This window comes from Mesobacillus maritimus, from assembly GCF_044803185.1.
Lineage (GTDB): Bacteria > Bacillota > Bacilli > Bacillales > Cytobacillaceae > Mesobacillus_B > Mesobacillus_B maritimus_B.
In genome coordinates this window covers 2990224-3010540 of record NZ_CP085225.1, presented here as the reverse complement: position 1 = coordinate 3010540, position 20317 = coordinate 2990224, and the positions used below count along the sequence as shown (strand labels likewise).

Here is a 20317-nt window from a genome sequence, read left to right as displayed (position 1 = left end):
ATGATAACAAACTGTGCTCACCAGGGAAACCGTCTTTAGCAGATTCAGTCTCTTAGTTTGAAGCAAGATAATCACGATCAACGGCGTGTGGTGGTTGTTCCATCCAGCCATGATCAATCATGATGTTGGCACCGTCCTCTACATATCTCCCGGTGTCAAAGATCAGTTTTCCATACATGGTTCCAATATCCCGCCTACCATTTAAAGACATGGCATTGGCGTAGGTCCTAATCTTCATCGAAAACATATCAATTTTATGAGACATCATTAATTTATCAGAAAATGGCGGAATCGTTGTCGCCTCTACAAGGTCGTCGACCAATGGGGGAGCAGGTAAATCCTCTTTATATAGTTTTTCAGTTAATTGTTCTACATGATGCGACGTCATTTTTTTACCACGATGAAGAAAACTTCTAACATCGTCATTCTTAGCCACTTGATTAAACCCAATTAATAATGCTTTACTCGTTACATTGTTTTCAATGTTATCGAATAGATGAGCAATTTCTAATGCGTGAAGAGGTCTAACCTCACCGAAAACCCCATTTAAATAGCTTTGTTTGGTTACGAACGTGACATTTGTAGGGATTGGAATCGATGCTGGTTGTTGTAGACGTCCTTTTTTATCCAATGCTTCATTTACCTTCGTAATTAACTTTATTGTAGCTGAATTGCTGTAAAGGATGAATTCTTTTACATCAGGTTTCAGCATAATGGGGATGGCCGTTGAATAGATGCTCAATCCTGCCTTCGCCACATATTTCAAATAATAAAGGTAAAATAAGTCGGAAAATAGTCTAGGAGCATTTAAATCAACGTCCTTTTCCGTTAGACCTATTGGAGTTGGGTAATTTTCGTCCATAAAGAGCTTATTTGTTCTCTCTAGTAAATCGTTTGTTAGACTTAGTGCATCGTTTACAACTGTTTGTATTTCTTCGTCTTCTACATGTTGAAGAAAATAACTAAGTACACATTGAGAAAGGGTATTGCCCATATGAACAGCCCAAATTTTTCCAATTTCCGCAGATGTCATTTTTTTATTCATTTATCATAATTCCTTTACTAAGAATTTTTCCTTCAAAGTTTCTGTTAGTATTGGCAGAATGCATGGTTTGAATACGTTAAAAAACCATTCATAAAAGGTTTTCTGATGGAATACAAATACAATGGGTTCTAAATGATAAGGAATAAAGGACGAAACATGTGAGTCAGTTCTTTTGACGTATTATGTTAAATGCAATAAACTATATTAATATAATTTTATACTCTTTAAAGGGGAGTAGCTTTTACAGCAAAGTCGTCATTACGGGGATTAACGGTCTCTCGGCTTTGTTGGCAACTTATGTTGTTAGCAAGACCTTTATCAATTTTACAATTGGTAGAGGTCTGTCGTCATTTACAAAGACTTTTACCACTTGGTAAAGGTCTTTTGTTCGTTTAAAATATGTATGGAGGGGGAAATATGGTAAATATGAAAATGCCAGATATGCCAAACCATGTTAAGAAAGAAATTGAAAAACTTCAGGAGATTCTTAATCCATTCATGAAAAAAGTGGCCAAATATTCGATGTGGACGCTTCCTTTGGTTGTGTTCTCTTTCTTTAATTTGCTCAATCTTATCTATTTTGGTGCATTGAATCGAGACAACTTGCCTATAATTCTCTTTTTTGCTTTTACTGGAGCCATTGGAATGGCCTTGTACAAGGAAGTGAGAATTCAACGTAAAGAAATTCAGAAAATAAGTGCTAAGTATATTATTGAACGGATTAAAAAGAGTGAAATAGCGACTGAATCCCATAAAAATCAGTACATTGCCCTCGTTAAAGAACAATCGATTGGGAAGATGATGAATCATTTCATCATGTTTTTAAATGAAGAAGAAAATCGTAGAAGGTTACTGAATTAAGAATTGGGAAATAGAGGTCAAATCCACTGCGATTTGACCCTTTATTTTTCAATCAATATTCTTTCCTTGTACGTTTACCTTCTCAATCTTCAGATGGTTCATTAATTAGAAACCCAGCAATGTATTTTTATGTATTTTTTATCCTCATGTGTAATCTCTCCATTAATAGTGAAAAATACTATATAGAAGTAAATTATCTCATTCACTAGGGGGAATCATCAAACATGGGGTATGACCAAAAGTATGCGATTCGAAAACGGGGACCTCAAAGTGATGAATATGAATTTATCCTTTACCTTGATGATCAATTAACAGAGTTTGGGAGTGAATTTGGGGAAAGGACAAGTTCTCGACAATCGCTCATCATGACCACAAGAAAGGTTATCGCTGAGCGATATCCGACAATCAAAGTGACAATGGTTAAGGTCATGACTGGCGGTATTGTCGTGGCCGCGATGCCGCTTACTACTGAAAAGGCTTCAGCTCAAGCAGCACAAGTAAAGCAATAAAGAGGGGATATATTAAGGGGATTCAGAGTTCTCTTTAACGGTGCAAAACAACAACAAATTTCACGATAAACAGAGTGCTAAACCTCAAAGATTTTAGCACTCTAATTTTTGTTAAGCTGTAAACATTAAGGAATGCTTTTCTTTCCTTTATAAATGAGGCATCATCCAAAAGTGGGTGGTGCCTCTGTTAATTTGAACGGAAGATAAAACATTTAGCTCTCTTCTTACATAAGAAACCTATAATTGTTCACTATACATATTAAGATGAATTTGAGTTCAAATTTTGGCTACCATTGTTATTATTTAACGTACTAAAAGTATCCACTAGACAGGGAGACAATTAAAAGGAGAGAAAGTGGCCAAAGTATGATCCTAACAACAGAACTGTTTTCGGTAGAAAGGATGAAAGTATGATTTCATTTCGCGGGGATGCTCATAAAATTTACCTACAATTAAAAAATGCCTCAAATAAAGGGCAATCCTATAAACAGATGGCAGGTTTGGTAGAAATTGAAGAAATCAAACAGTTTTATCATTCAATCGATAGCAGTACCTTAAAATTGATCTTTTATCGAATGATAAAAGAAAAAAACGGTTCAGGGATTGTCCCAGTTTTTGTTTCATCTATTCCTTGGTTTCTATTTATGTTCTCAAACAAGTTACAAGACTTTCTATTCCAAGATGGTCGCTTTATCTGGCTCATTATCTTTGCTTTGCTCTATTTTTCGATTTTGATATCAAGTGTCATACTCCATTTTAGAGAAAGAGCTTGGGCAGCCGCACATATTGAGATCATTCAAGATATCTTAAAGAAAAGAAAAGATACAGACATAGCATGAGGAACCTCTAATCAAAATCCACTCCATAAGGTCCACCCTTGTTTCCACTTGGTACCAAGGAAACTAAGCCTGGTACCAAGTGGGTCTGTGTGTTTCTAGTATCAAGAAGAATGGTACATAAAAGTTAATCAACAATTCAGGGCATACTAACACAATTAGAATGTTGCTAAGTAGGAGGAAAATGTTTTGAAGAAGCTACTACCTTTTGGAATCATAATCGGCTTGATGCTAACCCCTTTATTGACAAATGCCCATGTAAAATGGTTCACAGAGGTTGAGCCTCAAAAGGAATCCATCGAACAAATATTATCGCCATTATTTATGTCACTAGCCTTAACTGCAGCGGTGGTCCTTGGAGTACTGACTTTGCTTATTCCTAAAACAACCAATTGGAAACAAATTCAAAATTGGGATGTGCGGCTTTCGAGTTTAAGGAAATATTCAAGAATCATTTTAAAATACGGCACCGCCATCGCTTTAATCATTCAAGTGGTGAATGGAACGTTATTTGCTCCCGAATTGCCGATTACCAATACCTTAACAACGGTGTTAGCATGGATAAGCATCGCTTTATTGCTCGTCCCACATCCTATTTCCACAAAATTAGGGGCAGCCTTATTACTTGGATTATTTGTTTATGTAACAATGAACTTTGGAATATTTCACATGCTTGATTATGGATTTTACGTTGCCATTATCGGGGTCCTATTAGTTGGAAGAACAAGATATGAAAATGTTGGATTCCCATTTTTATATTTAGGGACTGGTTTGTCGCTTTGTTGGGTTGCGGTTGAGAAATGGGTGTACCCGACGATGAGCTTGGATATTGTCGTAAATCATCAGGTGCCAACCTTTGGCTTTGATCCAGGTATTTTCATTGTCATGGCAGCATATATCGAATTTGTTGTAGGGTATTTACTAGTTGTGGGGATTTTGAACAGGGTTCTGGGGCTAATCGTTACGGTGATTTTTGTGATGACTACGATGTTGTTTGGAATGAAAGAGGTTATTGGCCATTTTATGGTCCACATTGTGTTAATTATTTTTATCATTGAAGGTGTTTCCTTTTACAATCCACCAATCAAAATGCATAAAACAAAGGTTGACCAGTTTATTTTTGTGTTCTTAAACTTCTTGTTTGTTTTATCCACATTTGTTTTAATCTATTATCGATTTGCTTAGGCATGTTCAGTAGTGATAGCTGAGAATAGAAATCCCTCATCATATTTTACATAAAGTTTGGAATAGACTTTATTGTAGCTTGTATGTTGAGGTGATAGATATTAATTTTCTTAAAAACTTCAGGGAATTTGCTGTTAGGGGAAATGTGGTCGATATGGGCATAGGGGTTGTTGTTGGAACGGCATTTAGTAAAATTGTCGACTCGCTCGTATCAGATTTTATCATGCCACCAATTGGGCTAATGCTTGGAAAAGTGAATTTCTCTAATCTACACATCAATTTATCGGGGGGACATTATCACACTCTGGATGAAGCGAAGGAAGCGGGTGCGGTAACCATCAATTATGGAGTTTTCCTTGATTCCATCCTCCATTTTGCCCTTATTGCTTTAGCAACCTATTTTACCATCGTGCAAATCAATCGCCTAAGAAGAGCCCCGGCAGAATCCCTCACAAGAAGGAATGCCCATATTGTTTTGTAAATATTCCATCAAGAGCCCTTAGGTGTCCTCAATGTACCACCAGCTTAGATGGCGAGGACAAGTCAGTACAGAAAAAAGCTAGTCATCAATCAGGACTAGAAAATGGAAACCCGGGGAAACGAAGTATAATCGGAGTAGCGAATCCTCATCAAGTGAAAGTGAATATAAAATAAAACCACTGATCCTAATCTTTTTTTGGCGTAATTCAAAAAGAAAAAGATCACAACTTGATCGGATTGAACAAAAGCTAAACACATTAGAAAAAAAGCAAGGATAACCTATCATAAAAAGAGCAGTTAATCGGGCGAAATCGATTTAGCAGCTCTTTTTTTATTTGGTGATTTTAGGATGTTTTATTTTCATACTAGTCGTTGTAATAAGAATAGTTTGAATATAAGGAAAATTAGTGGTATGATTTTATGTAAATGAAAACGCTTAATTACATACATAGGAAAGTTTGATGATGAGGTGGGATGGAATGAAAAAAAATAATAGCCTGGGATTATACGCGGTTATTGGCATGCTTACAACCACTGTAGTCCTGGCTTTCGCTAGATTATCTTATGGTGTTGTTCTCCCGTTTATGAAAGATGGTCTAGACATATCTTATCAGCAAGCTGGGTATCTTGGGACAACGACGTCATTAGGGTACTTGTCCACCGTGGTATTTGCCGGAATTCTTGCTACAAAATGGGGTGGAAAACGAACGGTTATCTTGGGAATCTCGCTTGTGACCGGAGGCTTCATTGGACTTGCGTTAGCACCCTTTTACTGGATGATGTATATTTTCATGCTATTTTTAGGTGTAGGTACGGCTTTTACCTATACTCCATTCATTTCGCTGCTTGTCGCACGGTTCCCGCAAAAAAAAGGGTTAATGATTGGCCTTGCAACAAGTGGGGTTGGAATCGGAATGCTGTTTGCCGGAATCGTTGTTCCTTATTTAGGTAATATTTATGGCGATATGGGCTGGAGATTGACATGGGGGATTTACGCTGCTGTGGGATTTGTCGTTGTACTCCTAACGCTTCGTTTTATTGAACATACTCCAAATGAGACAGAAAGTGTAAACAAAGTACAAAATACTTCGCCAAAAGAAATTTATACAAATCCCAATGTGATGGTTGTTGGATTCATTTACGGCATTATCGGAATCGCATATATTGTACAGGTTATCTTTGTAATGAGCTTTATGATTGAATCTGGGGTTAGCAACAAAATTGCTGGACAATTAATGGCGGTTAACGGAATTTTATCAATATTTAGTGGGTTTATATGGGGAGCGATCTCTGATAAGCTAGGCAGAAGATTTTCATTAATCAGCACGATGGGACTTGTGTTGTTATCTATGTTGGTTCCCGTGTTTTTTCCGACCTTATTTGGCTTTACCATTCATATCATTGTGATTAGCTGTACGATTACTGGACTATTTACTTTAATACAAGCTTCAAGCATGGACCATGTAGAAGCAAAGGATATGCCTGTAGCGTTTGGGTATGTGACGTTTTACTTTGCGGCCGGACAATTGATAGGACCAACGATTGCTGGATGGTTGATTGATGGCTTCGGAGGATTCAAAACAGCCTTTTTATTCTGTGCAATTTGTTTAGGCGTTGGCTTTGCATTGACGCTTAAAGTGAAAAATTCTGAAGAAGTCCAGCAGGTAGATACGCCAATTACAATCGAATCTTGATGCTGTATTACCATGCAGTCAAAATCTATTTATACAGAGAGTTAAAAAGCTATTTCATTCGCTGGGTACAGCATGTGAGGTGGCTTTTTTTGTTCGTGAGTTGTTCACATTTGCTTTCCTTTCTTCATATTAACTCGATATTTATTATCTATACTTTACCTATTCATGTATTACTTCCATCAATGGTAAAGGTAGTGAGGAAAATGACTTTTAAAAAGGAAAGAATTAAGGTGTACGATATGACCTGTACGTCTTGTGAAAAGCGGGTAGAAAGGGTAGTCTCTAAACAAAACGGTGTAAAAAAGGTAAAAGCAAGTTATAGCGGACAATTTGCTGAGATTGAGTATGATGACAAAATTATAAGTATGGAAGAAATAAAAACTGAGATTCAAAAAGTAGGCTATTCAACTGAAACGGAAAAAGACCATAAATATATTGGAATCCTAATGATAGTCGCAGCAGTCGTGTTGTTAGGGATGAATACGAGTGGTTTTGATATGGATGCAAAACTTGCGAATGCTTCGTATGCGGTATTATTTATCGTTGGTGTTCTCACTTCAATTCATTGTGTCGGCATGTGCGGTGGAATCATGCTTTCTCAAAGCATTAATAAGGAAAACAAGAGTAAATTCGAGGCGCTGAAGCCTGCTATTTTGTACAATGCAGGAAGAGTTGCTTCCTACACTCTACTTGGGGGAGTAGTAGGAGCAATTGGCTCTGTTTTTGCTTTATCACTGTCGGCACAAGCTGGTTTACAAATCTTTGCGGGCGTCTTCATGATTATGATGGGCTTAAACATGGCAGGGTTTAGCGCTTTTAGGAGGCTTCAAATTAAATTACCTGCTTCCGCGTGTAAGATTCAAAGCAAACCAAGAACACCGTTTCTCGTTGGATTTTTAAATGGGTTAATGCCTTGTGGACCCCTGCAAACCATGCAAATATTTGCACTAGGGACCGGAAGTGCCGTAGTTGGGGCCTTATCCATGTTTATGTTCTCTCTAGGTACGGTACCACTAATGCTGACGTTTGGGGCAATTTCTGGTCTATTAAGCAAGGGATATACAAAAAAGTTACTGAAATATAGCGGAATATTTATTATTGTCCTAGGAATCACGATGGGAAACAGAGGTTTGGCTCTTGCAGGAATGAATGTAAGCCCAATGGCAATCTTGACTAATATAGGGGCATTTGGTACGGATCTCGCTTCGGCTAATGCTAAAAAAGCAACAATTGAGGACGGAGTACAATATATCGATATGACAGCAAGCTACCAAGGATATACCCCCAATCAGTTATATGTACAAAAAGACATACCTGTCAAATGGGTCGTTGATGGAAAGGAACTGACCGGTTGTAATAATACCATCGTTATTCCTGCTTTAAGGATTCAGCAGAAACTACAAAGTGGGGCCAACATGGTAGAGTTTACCCCTGGTGATGAGGATCTGAATTTTAGCTGTTGGATGGGAATGATTCGTGGAACCATCAAGGTTGTTGATGATTTGGAAACAGTCGCAACGACTAGTAGTGAGGCTTCTTCTACTGATCCATCAAGTGTAGCGACATCAAGCGAAGCTACTGAAACTGAAGTTTACGAAAGTATCTATGGCGAAGATATTAACCAAGTAGCTACCGAGCGCCTGGTTAAAAAAGCCTTGCTAGAGAATGGAGAGCAAACGATTGATATCAAAGGGATTGGCTATGAATTAGAACCCCTTATTATCGTGGCGAATAAACAGATTCCGACCAGGTTTACAATGGATTTAACTTCTTTCAATGAACCAGACGAGAAGTTTACGATTACGAATGTAAATACTTTGGAAATCATCCATGAATTTAGCGCAATAGAAGGAAAGGTGGAATTGGAATTTACCATCGAACAAGCTGATTCATATGGAATTTATTTGGATGAAAGACTACTAGGAATCATTGAAGTTGTCGATGACCTAAATACAGTAGATTTAGAAGAAATTAGAAGTCTCTATCTCCGTTAAGAATTTTCATATTTACAGTTTAGGAAACTTCTAATTGAAACTAGATATAAAATAGTAATTATGTAAAAATAGTGACAAAAGTCCCTAAAGCCATTTCGTTACAGCTTATTCAAAAATTCTGCTTAATTTCTGCATATATTTCTTTTAAAGTTTAAATGTGGTTAATAGAATCTCGCTAGATAAAGAAAAGAGGAAGGAGTGAGCCAATTGAAGCGTTTAATTCTTTTACTAGTATTGGGAATGCTTTCAATGGGGATTGCAACCGGCTGTAGCTCAGATCATGAAGCAGAAGCCGAGACCCTTGATACCAAACATAGTGAAATGCCAGAATATGTACTTAATTCTTCGCCGATTGTACAAGAAACATATGTTATGGCATCAAATCATCAAGATGTCTTAGCTGCTGTTCCTTGTTACTGTAATTGCTATGAATCAGCAGGTCATACTAGCAACTTGAATTGTTTTATTAAAGAGGTTGGTGCTGACAATGCCGTTACAGAATGGGATCCCCATGGGATAGCCTGAGACATTTGTGTAGAAATCGCCCGTGAGGCGATTGAAATAAAGAATGATGGTAAGGATTTAAAAGAAGTGAATCGATTAATTACGAAGAAATACGAAAGTTATGGAATTCCAACTCCTACTCCAATACCAGAATAGGGGATGAACATGAAAAAATGGTTGATTAGTTTAGCTGTATTTAGCTCGATTGTCGTCATTGTCTTGTTAGACCCTTCTCCTGATCGTGAATCACAGGCAGAAGAAAATTCTATAGTACTAGGAGAAAAGGTTTACACTGAATTCTGCGTTGATTGTCATGGGGAAAACGGAAAAGGAGAAGGTGCTCAAATCGGGACAGCTTTAAACAATCAACATTTTTTAAGTACCTTTTCTAATCAAGATATCTATAAAATAATAGAAGACGGCAAAAAACAAACGTTGATGCCAGGGTTTGATGTTCTTGAAGCAGAAGAAATTGATGCAGTTGTCTCGTTCATCCGTAACTGGCAAAAGGATCGATTGGACCTTGAGGCTCCATCGGTTATCGAAGGAAATGTTACTAACGGTAAGAAGCTATACAATTTATACTGCATCACCTGCCATGGCGAAACGGGTAGTGGCACTTTAACAAAGGCCGCGGCGATCGCTAACCCCACCACCCTTGAAAATATGACAGCAGAGCAAATGTGGATAACCGCAGCATATGGTCGGGAAGAAACGAGAATGGGACCATCGTTAAAAGGGCTAGAAGGAGTACGTCAACTAGAAGAGCAAGAAATTAGTGACGTTATTACCTATATCCGGCGTGATTTAGTCGATAGGTATAACCCTGCAGAATCGAAGCATAGTACTCATGCCATTGTTGAATAGGTTATATTAGAAGGAGAGCACTCCCACACAATTTTGGGAGTGTTTTTTTCATAGTTATAGGCTTATATAAAAAAAGGATTGGTACGAGGACCAATCCGATTAACTTCTATTAAAATTTATTCATGTTCTTTGTTGCCTGGACTTCTGGTGTTTCTGCTCCTTCTGTACCATGGCAGGCATTATACATTTGTTGTAGTTCATCATCTGAAAAGTTCGGATGCATTTCCTTCATAAATGGAAGCATTTCCATGAAATTTACTGTGCCTTCGCCAGACTGATCTGTTTGTGCAAGGGCAAACGTCCCAGCACCTAAAACGAAAGCAATACTCATGATGCCAATCATTAGTTTTTTCAATAGTTTCATCTCCTTTCTTTCTTTTAGATTAGGCAATGAGTATCAAGAAAATATGAAGAAATTAAGATACGGGTTCAAAACGAGATCGTTTTTGTCATTTATGTGAGCAACTGCTGCTATGCATATTTTTTTGATAGTTTTAAAGTATAATATAGCTTATTAACCTTGTGGGGGTATTCATATGTATCAAGTTCTCTCCGAGATCAGTCAATTCTTAAGCAGCCCCTTCTTTAACATCGTAAACGGGACAAAACAATTTCCTTTGTTGGCAGCACTGGTGTTAGGTTTAATCGGGGCATTAGCACCCTGTCAATTGACAGGAAATATCGGTGCGATTACCTTTTATGGGAATAGGAGTATTCAATCAAAGCATCAATGGGTTGAGATTGGATTCTTTGTACTCGGAAAAATAGTCGTCTTTACATTATTGGGATTAGCCGTTTGGGGTCTAGGTCGGGGATTTCAGGACCTTTTGCCGGAATTTTTTTCTATATTTAGAAAGTTCATTGGTCCGGTTTTCATAATAATTGGTCTTGTTCTAGCAGGGATTCTCAAAATGCGATGGTTGGATTCTATCTCATCACATCTTCCAAAATTTGAGGGAGAAGGGAAGCTCGGCTCTTTTCTAATGGGAGTTAGCTTTTCAATTGCCTTTTGCCCAACGATGTTTTCTCTGTTTTTCTTTTCCTTAATGCCTCTCGTTTTAAGTACATCCTATGGTGTTGTCTTACCCTCAGTATTTGCGATTGGTACATCTGTTCCAGTGCTAATTTTTGCAGCGATTATTACGTATATCGGCTTAGATGGAGCATTATTGAAGAAAAGTAGGAAAATAGGGAGAGTTATTCAAACGTGTGCCGCTATTGTTTTTATTTTCCTCGGTATCCTTGATACGATTACTTATTGGTTTTAATGAGTAGGTCAAAAAAAACCTTTATACGAACGACCCTTCCGTATGCTAAAATGAAAAAGGTGTTTTTTGATTATTGACGTATAAGGAGATAACTGATGGAATTTGAATTATTAACTCTACTAAAGTATTTATTTCTAGGGCTATTACAAGGTTTTACCGAGCCAATCCCGATATCTTCGAGTGGACATCTCGTACTTGCACAGTATTTTATGGGAATTGAAACGAGAAGTTTATCGTTTGAACTATTAGTAAATGCAGCCTCACTATTGGCTGTACTGATTATATACAGAGATGACATTATTCGTCTTGCTAAAAATGGAGTTTCATTTATTGCTACCAGAAACCCTGAGTCTAAAGCGGACTTTATGTTTATCGTTTATCTAGTGGTGGCGACTATTCCAGCGGGTGTAATTGGAGTCTTATTTAATGATGTGATTTCTGAGGTACTCAAAGGAGTCCATATTGTAGGGATCACATTAATTGTAACCGGAGTGGCGTTGTTTCTTATCCGTAATCTTAGAGGAAGAAAGCAGGATGGCGATATTACGCTGAAAGACTCGATTATCGTTGGTTTCGCACAAGCAGTAGCGTTAATTCCTGGAATCAGTCGTTCGGGTGCAACCATTGTCGCATCAATGGGCTTAGGGATGAAACCAGAAACAGCATTACGTTTCTCCTTTCTATTATATATCCCAGTAAGCTTTGGCGGTACGCTTCTAAGCATTACCGACATTGCAAATGATCCTAATCTTAGTCAGCTATTCATTCCGTATCTAGGTGCATTTATTGTATCCTTTATTGCCTCCTATTTCTCACTAAAATGGTTTATGGGCATCATGGCAAGAGGAAACCTAATCTACTTTAGTATCTATTGTTTTATCGTAGGAGCAGCAGTTCTGATTTTCGCTTAAGACAAGAAAGCTATCTTCATTAGATAGCTTTTTCTTTTTGGGGGAGAAAGTTTTAGAGAAAAGATTTGGAGAATTGAATTGGAAACAAATTTCTTTACCCTCGTTTAAAAATAGGTTTATAATACGATAATAGTGATAATTATCACAGGACCAGTTTCGGTCCTTTTTATATTTATATATAGATTAGGTGGTTTAAAAAAATGGAAAATCCTTTATATCGTGTTTTACTTTATTATCAATATGTTCCGATTGAAAACGCAGAACAGTTCACAGTGGAACATTTACAATTTTGTAAGGACCTTGGATTAAAGGGACGTATCTTAGTTGCTCAAGAAGGCATTAACGGAACCGTTTCTGGTACCTTCGAACAAACCGAGCAGTATATGCAGACAATGAAGCAGGATCCTCGCTTTGCTGATATGGTATTTAAAATCGATGAAGCCGATCAACATGCATTCAAGAAAATGCATGTCCGTCATCGCGAAGAACTTGTTACTCTAAGGTTAGAAGACGATGTAAACCCTTTGGAACTTACAGGGAACTATTTAAGTCCAAAAGAATTTTATGAAAAAATGCAAGATGAAGATACAGTGATTATCGATGCACGGAATGATTATGAATATGAATTAGGCCATTTCCGTGGTGCGGTAAAGCCTGATATTAAAGCTTTTCGTGAATTACCGGACTGGATTCAGGAAAATAAGGACCTTCTCGAGGGCAAAAAGATCCTAACGTATTGCACTGGCGGAGTTCGTTGTGAAAAATTCTCTGGATGGTTAAAACAAGAAGGCTTTGAAGATGTTTCCCAGCTTCATGGAGGAATTGTTACGTACGGAAAAGACCCAGAAGCACAAGGTCAGCTATGGGATGGTCAATGCTATGTGTTTGACAACCGAATCAGTGTTCCTGTCAACAGAGTGGAGCACGTCATTGTGGGGAAAGACCACTTTACTGGCGAGCCATGCGAACGCTATGTAAACTGTGGCAACCCTGAGTGCAATAAACAGATTATATGCTCAGAGGAAAATGAACACTTCTATATGCGCGGCTGCACACATGAATGCCGGACACATGAAAGAAATCGTTATGTCCATGAACATGGTTTGACAGAAGAAGAAGTAACAGTTCGGTTAAACAAGATTGAGAAAAGAAATAATGTAGTTACAGGGTAAAAGATTCTATCTTTTACTCTTTTTTTAATCTTAAGGAGGGAAATTTTATGGTAACTGAAATACAATTAGATAAAACACCAATTACGGTTTACACATATAACGAAGAAATGATAAATGGTTTACATAAAATATCAGTTGAGTTTAAGGTCACCAGTGAGGATTATCATGATGTGGCGACATTGCTTTACAAAGGGATATTTGAGGTTAAGGTTCCAAGTCGGAGTTTAGCTTTTACAGGGAAAATTATTAAATACTCCACTTCCATTACAAATCTGTATGAAAAAGGTCAAGTGGGTGATTATCGGATAAGTCTTCTTGAAGTTCAGGATGAGAAAGAGGGAAACTAAGATGAGGTTAAGCATATTGGATCAAGCTCCGATTGCTTCGGGCCAAACGGCGAGAGAGGCTTTGTTGGATTCGTTGAGGCTTGCTCAAGCTGGGGAGAATTTGGGATATTCGAGATATTGGATTGCCGAGCACCATGACTTGTCAGGGCTAGCCTGCTCTGCACCTGAAGTGATGTTAAGTTATATCGGTGCAAATACCAACCATATTCGGATTGGTGCAGGCGCAGTGCTATTGCCGCATTATAAGCCGTACAAGGTGGCAGAGTTATATAATATGTTAGCAACGCTATTTCATGGACGGGTTGATATCGGGATTGGTCGTGCGCCAGGCGGATCTGCCGAAGCTACGAATGCATTATCCGATAACTATCTCCAGCAGGTCTGGAAGTTGCCTGAGTTAGTCAGTGATTTGCTTCATTTTTTAGACGATGATTTTGTCACAGACAATGAGCATGCTAGCTTATCTGCGTCTCCAATTCCACAAATTGCTCCAGAACCATGGCTTCTTGGGACCGGTAAAAAAAGTGCCGAGCTTGCGGCTAAAGTAGGACTCCCTTATGCATTCGGACAATTTATGAGTCAAAGTGACGGAGTAGCCCTCGTTAAACAATATCGTGATGAGTTTATTCCAAGAAAAGAAGGCGAACGGTCTCAAGTCATTTTAACGGTTTCTGTTATTTGCGCAGAAAGTAGCGAAAAAGCAGAAGAGATTGCCTTAAGCTCTCTCGTTTGGGGACTTCAAAGAGAAAAGGGGAAAGGGCAGCAAGGAGTTCCTTCCATAAATGAGTCGAAGGAATACCCCCTTTCAGAAAAGGAATTACATACGATTGAGAACCAAAAACAAAATATGATCATAGGTAATCCGCAAGAGGTTGCTTCGGAGCTACGAAAACTTCAAGCCTTGTATCAGGCTGATGAAATCATGATTGTGACCATTACCAACTCGATAGAAGACCGTATCCACTCGTATGAGCTAATCATGGGTGAAATAAAAAAATAACGAAGTATAGAAAATTTCGCACCTTATTGAAAAATAGAGAATAATAGATAAAGAATGGGGAATTTCACTATGGTTGAAATAATCGGAAATAAAGTAGTCCTAAAAGCGGCAACAACAGAAGATATTGATGAATTATACTTCTGGAAATACGAAGAAAAGGGACAAGCAGCAAAGAAGTGGAACGGACCTTATATACCTGAAGAAAAAATAAGCAAAGAAGAATACCGAATACAATGGAAGCAAGAAATATTTCCAGGTATTCCTGGTTCGCTTATTATTAAAAGCGGTGGCAAAGCCATTGGTTACGTTGGGTCGTATTGGGTGGATCAGAACACGAACTGGCTTGAAACGGGTATTGTGATTTATGATAAAAATTTCTGGAACGGTGGTTATGGTACTGAAGCCTATCAACGATGGATTAATTATCTCTTTGCATCTACTGATATACATAGATTAGGTATGTCTACTTGGTCAGGTAATATAAGAATGATGAAGGTAGCAGAAAGAATTGGGATGAAAGAAGAAGCGCGAATAAGAAATGCAAGAATCGTAGACGGTGAGTATTTTGATGCCATTAAAATGGGGATATTACGAGAAGAATGGGAGGGAAAAACGAATAGATAATGATAATGTAAAACTATCAAAGATGATATTAACAGAAGTTGTTGGTTATTATCTTATTGGCTTGTCACATTTGGAGGGGCATACACTTGGAAGATAACGCAGTTCAAATAGTAGATAAAATTTTAAAAATGAAACAAGGTCCAAGAATGATTCTAGGAATCGACGGTCTAAGTCGTTCTAGAAAAACGACATTAGTTAAAAAAGTTGAAAATCATCTTCGAGGTTTGAACATTCCTGTCTGTTTATTTCATATAGACGACTACATTGTGGAGAGAAAAAGACGGTACAACACTGTTTATGAGGAATGGTATGAGTACTACTATTTGCAATGGGATGTAGAGTGTTTAACAGAAACTTTTTTCAAGGAACTAAAGATGTCCAAAGAATTAAACTTACTAAAGTACGAGCGTTACTCTGATACACAAGAATTACAGGTAGTGAGTATACCTGATACTTGTGTAATAATAATTGAAGGAGTTTTTCTGCAAAGAAGTGAGTGGAGAACATTTTTTGATTATATGATTTATTTGGATTGTTCCAGAGAAAAAAGATTTAAACGTGAAAGTGGTGTAACACAAAATAATTTAAAAAAATTCAAGGAGAGATACTGGAAAGCAGAAGATTATTATATAAAAACAGTATTTCCAACAAACCAAGCTAATTTTGTTATTTCGAATGAGGTTCAAATCGAATGAGTGTGAAGGCTAACACTACTGGGTAGCTTTCGTTAAAATAAACAAATAGAAACAAAGAAACGACTCGGTAAAATATAACCAAGTCGTTTTTAATTGTTATTTTAGTTGTGAATTACATTCCCTAAATCGTTCGTATTAGATTGTGTTTTTCTGTATATCTCACAACACATGGATCTTATAAAGGTGAAGTTTTTTTCTATAACGACCTTACATACTCCTGAACCATTTCCACGGTTACATTTTTTCTTTTGGGAAGCATTCGAACTGTTAAACGGTTCATTTGATTGGTCACTTGGTTGATTTTATCTGTAGTAAAGGGTTGCCCCTGTTTGCATAATTCTACTGCTTCTTCTATATAAGCCTCACGTAGTTGATCCATTCGTAAAAACTCTTGATAGTCTTGATTCTGGTGATAAGCATGCTTGATTAAGTCTTTATGTACACTCATGGTTTTCTCCTCGTAAATTAAATTTAGTAAATTTGCAATCTTTTTCCCTACTATACCATATCGCGACACTATGATTAAGTTTTTATTACCGAGAAAAATAATTTAAAATATGCTACAATGTTTTATAGTAGATATTAGTACCTAGTAATAAAACGAGTGGGGAGATTGAAATGAAAAAACGAGTTGTCATTACAGGAATTGGCGCAGTTACTCCATTGGGAAATGATGTTTTTACTACTTGGGAGAACATCAAAAATGGTGTGTCAGGGATTGCTCCAATCACAAAGTTTAATGCAGAGAATAATAGTGTCAAAGTGGCAGGTGAAGTGAAGGCATTTGCGCCAGAAGAATTTATTGATAGCAAAGAGGCAAGAAGAATGGGACGCTTTACGCAATTCGCTGTCGCGGCTAGTAAAATGGCGATCAACGATGCCGGCGTTGTGATTGGGAAAGATATCAGTTCCGAGCGTGTAGGAGTCTGGATTGGCTCAGGCATTGGTGGTTTAGATGAATTTGAGATCCAGCACAAGCGCTTTTTAGATAAAGGCCCAAGACGGGTGAACCCGTTTACCATCCCAATGTTAATTCCCGACATGGCAGCAGGCCGTGTTTCAATAGAATTAGGTGCGAAGGGAATCAATAATTGCTCGGTCACAGCATGTGCATCAGGAGCAAATTCAATTGGTGATGCCTTCCGAGTGATTCAAAACGGGGATGTCGAGATGATGGTTGCAGGTGGAACTGAGGCAGCAATCACAGAAATGACGATTGCTGGCTTTAATAATATGACCGCTCTTTCTACGAACCCTGACCCAAATAGCGCAAGTCGACCATTTGATAAAAATCGTGATGGTTTCGTTATTGCCGAAGGCGCCGGAATTTTAATTTTAGAAGAGCTCGACCATGCTGTCTCGCGAGGAGCAAAGATTTATGGGGAATTGGTTGGCTATGGTGCTACAGGCGATGCTTATCATATTACAGCTCCAGCACCAAAAGGAGAGGGAGCACAAAGGGCGATGGTGTTAGCATTGAATGATGCCAAACTCTCACCGGAACAAATTGACTATATCAATGCTCACGGAACGAGTACCCCGTACAATGATTTATATGAAACCCAAGCGGTAAAAGAAGTATTTGGTCAACATGCCTATGAACTTTCCATTAGTTCGACGAAATCGATGACCGGGCATATGCTTGGAGCAGCTGGCGCAGTTGAAGCAATCCTTTCATTGTTATCATTAAAAGAAGGAATTGTCCCACCCACCATCAATTACCAAACAGCAGATGAAGAACTAGACTTAGATTATGTTCCAAATAATGCAAAGAATAAAAAGTTGAATGCTGTACTATCGAATTCATTAGGGTTTGGTGGACATAATGCAACATTAGTCTTTAAGAAATATGAATAAAATTTGTGGCCCGGAGAAAACTTCGGGCTTTTTATCAGTCTTTATTCGACAAGAATCACTCTTATCTACTAGGGTATCAATAAAAACTTAGGTTAGAATAGGATAATAGGGTAGAAGATTATTTTCACATAAAGTGTATTCAGCACTATGTGCTAAATACACAATATGGAATAAACATCAGCTCGCCCACTATATCCAGAAAACCAACTATTCTTATACACGATAGTATGTAAATTATAAAACGAGTGACTGGAATCAAATGGTAGTGTGCTACTAGTACATTGTGTTATAATAAGATTGAATATTTAAATTTTTTTAACATCATAGATTGCAAGAACATGACTATGCAAACCACTCCTATCTCGAGGTGAGCGATCGATGGTTAAAAAGCGAGAAAGTACCGGATTTCTTATTAAACAACGTGCTTTTCTAAAATTGTACATTCTTAGTAGCATTGAGAAAGAACGATGGTATGGAATGCAGTTATTAGATGAATTAAAATCGGCATTTAAACCTTATGGCTATGAACCGCAGCACTCAGAAATTTACCGTGCCCTTCACGACTTACTAGAAGATGGAATCTTAACTAGAAAAAAAGTCATAGAGGAGGGATCGAAATACAAAGAAGTTGCCGTGTATTCGCTTAAAAATAAAGAAGAAGCAAAAGCCTATAAAAAACTAGTAAAAGCTGATCTAGACCGATGTGAACAGCTATTACGAAAGGCCATCAAAGATAACTTTTCATAAAACCTTCACCAGTTTAAATCCACCCCACCTACTGAGGTGGTTTTCTTCTATATTAAAATACTGATTTCCTGAGGGTGACATGAATATATATAGAGACATGATGAATTTGCGCATTTCATATTAAGGGAGGCGTTTCAGTGGGGCATATTATAAAACCTGCTTCGACAGTTGTTTTAATGGATCAAATAAATCGAGTTTATTTAACGAAGCGACCAAAAACAATGAAATTTCTCGGAGGATTTTATGTCTTCCCAGGTGGTTCGGTCGAACGTGAGGATGAGGATATCAAAAAGGACTATATTAAAAACGAAAAAGACCATGAAGCTTTTAGCCCTGGCCACTATATTGCCGCCGCAAGAGAACTCTTTGAGGAGGTTGGGATTTTACTTGCCACTCATGACGACGGCTCCTTTGCAAAGTTAAACAACCAAACAGAATGGGAATACCGTCGCCAGCTTCTTAATGGAGAAATTTCATTCACGCAAATTTTAATGGAAGAGAACCTATATTTTGATTTTCATCATTTAACCTATTTTGGCCACCGGATTACACCAAAAGAAAGTCCAATCCGTTTTGATACACGCTTTTTTATCGCCAAGCTTCCGACTAATCAAAGCCCTAAGCCGGAACAAAGTGAAATTGATGATGCTTTTTGGATGAATCCTAGTGAGGTATTAACAGCTTATCACGAAGGGAAGATGCCTTTAGTTCCACCAACAATCGATTCACTTGAAACGATTCTAAACCACCAAAAGGGCGGAGATTTAATGATGGGGAAACAAAAACCAGAAAGATTTCCGTTTCGTACTTAAGCTTTCAATGAAAATTGTGAGTCTTCCTGAAAGACAATTCCCTCATTAACTAGTTTTAACAAATGAGCTTCTGTCGTTCTTCTAGCTACTTCAAAAACACTAGGATGAATATGGTCTTGATAAATTAACTTTGTTAGTTCAGTTGTGCTAACCTTTTTATGGTCGGCGAGCAATTCTTTAATTTGCTGTTCACGCTGTAGTCTTCGGTCCAACACAAATTGGATTTGTTGATGTGGGGCTAACACCCAGTCCCCATGTCCAGGACCAAGCTTGTTTATTTCTAGATTCTGTAAGCGCTGTAAGGCCTGGATATAGTCTGTCATATCTCCATCCGGCTTGCCAATCCAGGTTGTTCCTTCTCCTAAAATATTATCACCAGCAAGCAGGACTTTTTCTGAAGGGATGTATAGATTCAAGTGACCTGGAGTATGCCCAGGAGCATGAATAACCTGGAGTTTGACTCCTGCTACTGTGAGTTCGTCACCATCTTTCAGAACAGATACCGTATTTATCGGAGCAATCGCATCCAAAATAGCTTCCTTCTCTTGGAAGTGACAAAAAATAGTAGCTTCCCAGTCAACTAATTGCAATACACCAGGGGCATGGTCAGGATGGAAGTGAGTCAGCAAAATACTACTAGGTTTCGCTAGGTTATGCTTCGCTATCACTTCGTCTAAGCCTTGTTTTGTTTCGGGTTGATTGTAGCCGGCATCAAGCAAAATACTTTCATGTTCATTCCCAATTAAGTAACAATTCGTTGAGGTGTGAGGCCATAGTGTCGGAGTGGGAATTGGGACACGAATGATCTTAAGCCTCTTGTTATTAGTCACAGACATCGTCCTTTCCTTCAATAACCTTTTGTAGGTCTATATAGTGTTAACTGTATATTACGAGTTTCTGATAGGAAAG

The 20317-nt window shown here is 38.0% G+C and carries 22 protein-coding genes and 1 pseudogene; 19 read left to right on the top strand and 4 right to left on the bottom strand.

Going from position 1 to position 20317, the window contains the following annotated elements; translation table 11 throughout:
- Nucleotides 1-52 precede the first annotated feature (52 nt).
- Nucleotides 53-1045 carry a DUF3231 family protein gene (locus LG336_RS14485; RefSeq protein WP_404328215.1) on the bottom strand — a complete coding sequence of 331 codons (993 nt, stop codon included), beginning with the start codon at nt 1043-1045 and terminating at the stop codon, nt 53-55.
- 417 nt (nt 1046-1462) lie between these two features.
- Between LG336_RS14485 and LG336_RS14480 the strand changes: the two genes are divergently transcribed.
- From LG336_RS14480 to LG336_RS14440, 9 genes and pseudogenes are all read left to right on the top strand, one after another.
- Nucleotides 1463-1906, top strand: coding sequence for a YwnF family protein (locus LG336_RS14480; protein WP_404328214.1), 444 nt, complete (start codon nt 1463-1465; stop codon nt 1904-1906).
- A 224-nt stretch (nt 1907-2130) separates the two neighbouring features.
- Nucleotides 2131-2415, top strand: a complete 285-nt coding sequence (locus LG336_RS14475) for a hypothetical protein (protein WP_404328213.1) — start codon at nt 2131-2133, stop codon at nt 2413-2415.
- A 410-nt stretch (nt 2416-2825) separates the two neighbouring features.
- Entirely contained in the window at nt 2826-3254 is a 429-nt protein-coding gene (locus tag LG336_RS14470) for a hypothetical protein (protein WP_404328212.1), read from the top strand.
- 186 nt (nt 3255-3440) lie between these two features.
- The gene (locus LG336_RS14465) at nt 3441-4436 is read left to right on the top strand and encodes a hypothetical protein (protein WP_404328211.1); all 996 of its coding nucleotides are present in this window, start codon (nt 3441-3443) and stop codon (nt 4434-4436) included.
- 154 nt (nt 4437-4590) lie between these two features.
- A pseudogene (mscL, locus tag LG336_RS14460) lies at nt 4591-4967 on the top strand (large conductance mechanosensitive channel protein MscL); the annotation flags it as partial.
- 428 nt (nt 4968-5395) lie between these two features.
- A complete protein-coding gene (locus tag LG336_RS14455; RefSeq protein WP_404328210.1) occupies nt 5396-6610 on the top strand; it encodes an MFS transporter in 1215 nt (404 codons plus the stop codon).
- Between the two features lie 203 nt (nt 6611-6813).
- Entirely contained in the window at nt 6814-8604 is a 1791-nt protein-coding gene (locus tag LG336_RS14450) for a sulfite exporter TauE/SafE family protein (protein WP_404328209.1), read from the top strand.
- Between the two features lie 207 nt (nt 8605-8811).
- The gene (locus tag LG336_RS14445; RefSeq protein WP_404328208.1) at nt 8812-9264 is read left to right on the top strand and encodes a PCYCGC motif-containing (lipo)protein; all 453 of its coding nucleotides are present in this window, start codon (nt 8812-8814) and stop codon (nt 9262-9264) included.
- Nucleotides 9265-9273: 9 nt separating this feature from the next.
- Nucleotides 9274-9975 (top strand): c-type cytochrome, encoded by a 702-nt coding sequence (locus LG336_RS14440; RefSeq protein ID WP_404328207.1) that lies wholly within the window; start codon nt 9274-9276, stop codon nt 9973-9975.
- A gap of 109 nt (nt 9976-10084) precedes the next feature.
- Here the strand turns inward: LG336_RS14440 and LG336_RS14435 are convergent, their stop codons facing one another.
- Complete coding sequence (locus LG336_RS14435; protein ID WP_404328206.1) at nt 10085-10330, bottom strand: hypothetical protein; 246 nt, start codon at nt 10328-10330, stop codon at nt 10085-10087.
- 181 nt (nt 10331-10511) lie between these two features.
- On the opposite strand from LG336_RS14435, the gene LG336_RS14430 reads away from it, so the two are divergent.
- The 7 genes from LG336_RS14430 to LG336_RS14400 all read left to right on the top strand — a co-directional run bounded on the left by LG336_RS14430 (nt 10512) and on the right by LG336_RS14400 (nt 15992).
- Nucleotides 10512-11243, top strand: a complete 732-nt coding sequence (locus LG336_RS14430; protein ID WP_404328205.1) for a sulfite exporter TauE/SafE family protein — start codon at nt 10512-10514, stop codon at nt 11241-11243.
- Between the two features lie 95 nt (nt 11244-11338).
- Nucleotides 11339-12154: an undecaprenyl-diphosphate phosphatase gene (locus tag LG336_RS14425; protein ID WP_404328204.1), complete on the top strand. Its 816-nt coding sequence runs from the start codon at nt 11339-11341 to the stop codon at nt 12152-12154.
- 200 nt (nt 12155-12354) lie between these two features.
- A complete protein-coding gene (locus LG336_RS14420) occupies nt 12355-13326 on the top strand; it encodes a rhodanese-related sulfurtransferase (protein WP_404328203.1) in 972 nt (323 codons plus the stop codon).
- Between the two features lie 47 nt (nt 13327-13373).
- Nucleotides 13374-13673 carry a DUF3219 family protein gene (locus tag LG336_RS14415; RefSeq protein WP_404328202.1) on the top strand — a complete coding sequence of 100 codons (300 nt, stop codon included), beginning with the start codon at nt 13374-13376 and terminating at the stop codon, nt 13671-13673.
- A gap of 1 nt (nt 13674) precedes the next feature.
- Nucleotides 13675-14673, top strand: coding sequence for an LLM class flavin-dependent oxidoreductase (locus tag LG336_RS14410; RefSeq protein ID WP_404328201.1), 999 nt, complete (start codon nt 13675-13677; stop codon nt 14671-14673).
- A 69-nt stretch (nt 14674-14742) separates the two neighbouring features.
- Entirely contained in the window at nt 14743-15297 is a 555-nt protein-coding gene (locus tag LG336_RS14405; protein ID WP_404328199.1) for a GNAT family N-acetyltransferase, read from the top strand.
- Between the two features lie 128 nt (nt 15298-15425).
- A complete protein-coding gene (locus tag LG336_RS14400; RefSeq protein WP_404333169.1) occupies nt 15426-15992 on the top strand; it encodes a kinase in 567 nt (188 codons plus the stop codon).
- A 196-nt stretch (nt 15993-16188) separates the two neighbouring features.
- On the opposite strand, the gene LG336_RS14395 is transcribed toward LG336_RS14400, so the two are convergent.
- Nucleotides 16189-16440, bottom strand: a complete 252-nt coding sequence (locus LG336_RS14395) for a DUF2533 family protein (protein WP_404328198.1) — start codon at nt 16438-16440, stop codon at nt 16189-16191.
- Nucleotides 16441-16610: 170 nt separating this feature from the next.
- Here LG336_RS14395 and fabF point away from each other — a divergent pair, with 170 nt between their 5' ends.
- From fabF to LG336_RS14380, 3 genes are all read left to right on the top strand, one after another.
- A complete protein-coding gene (gene fabF, locus LG336_RS14390; RefSeq protein ID WP_404328197.1) occupies nt 16611-17849 on the top strand; it encodes a beta-ketoacyl-ACP synthase II in 1239 nt (412 codons plus the stop codon).
- 378 nt (nt 17850-18227) lie between these two features.
- Complete coding sequence (locus LG336_RS14385) at nt 18228-18596, top strand: helix-turn-helix transcriptional regulator (RefSeq protein ID WP_404328196.1); 369 nt, start codon at nt 18228-18230, stop codon at nt 18594-18596.
- A 137-nt stretch (nt 18597-18733) separates the two neighbouring features.
- A complete protein-coding gene (locus tag LG336_RS14380) occupies nt 18734-19408 on the top strand; it encodes an NUDIX hydrolase (protein WP_404328195.1) in 675 nt (224 codons plus the stop codon).
- Here LG336_RS14380 and LG336_RS14375 read toward each other — a convergent pair.
- Nucleotides 19405-20244 (bottom strand): MBL fold metallo-hydrolase, encoded by an 840-nt coding sequence (locus tag LG336_RS14375; protein WP_404328194.1) that lies wholly within the window; start codon nt 20242-20244, stop codon nt 19405-19407. The genes LG336_RS14380 and LG336_RS14375 overlap by 4 nt on opposite strands.
- Nucleotides 20245-20317 lie beyond the last annotated feature (73 nt).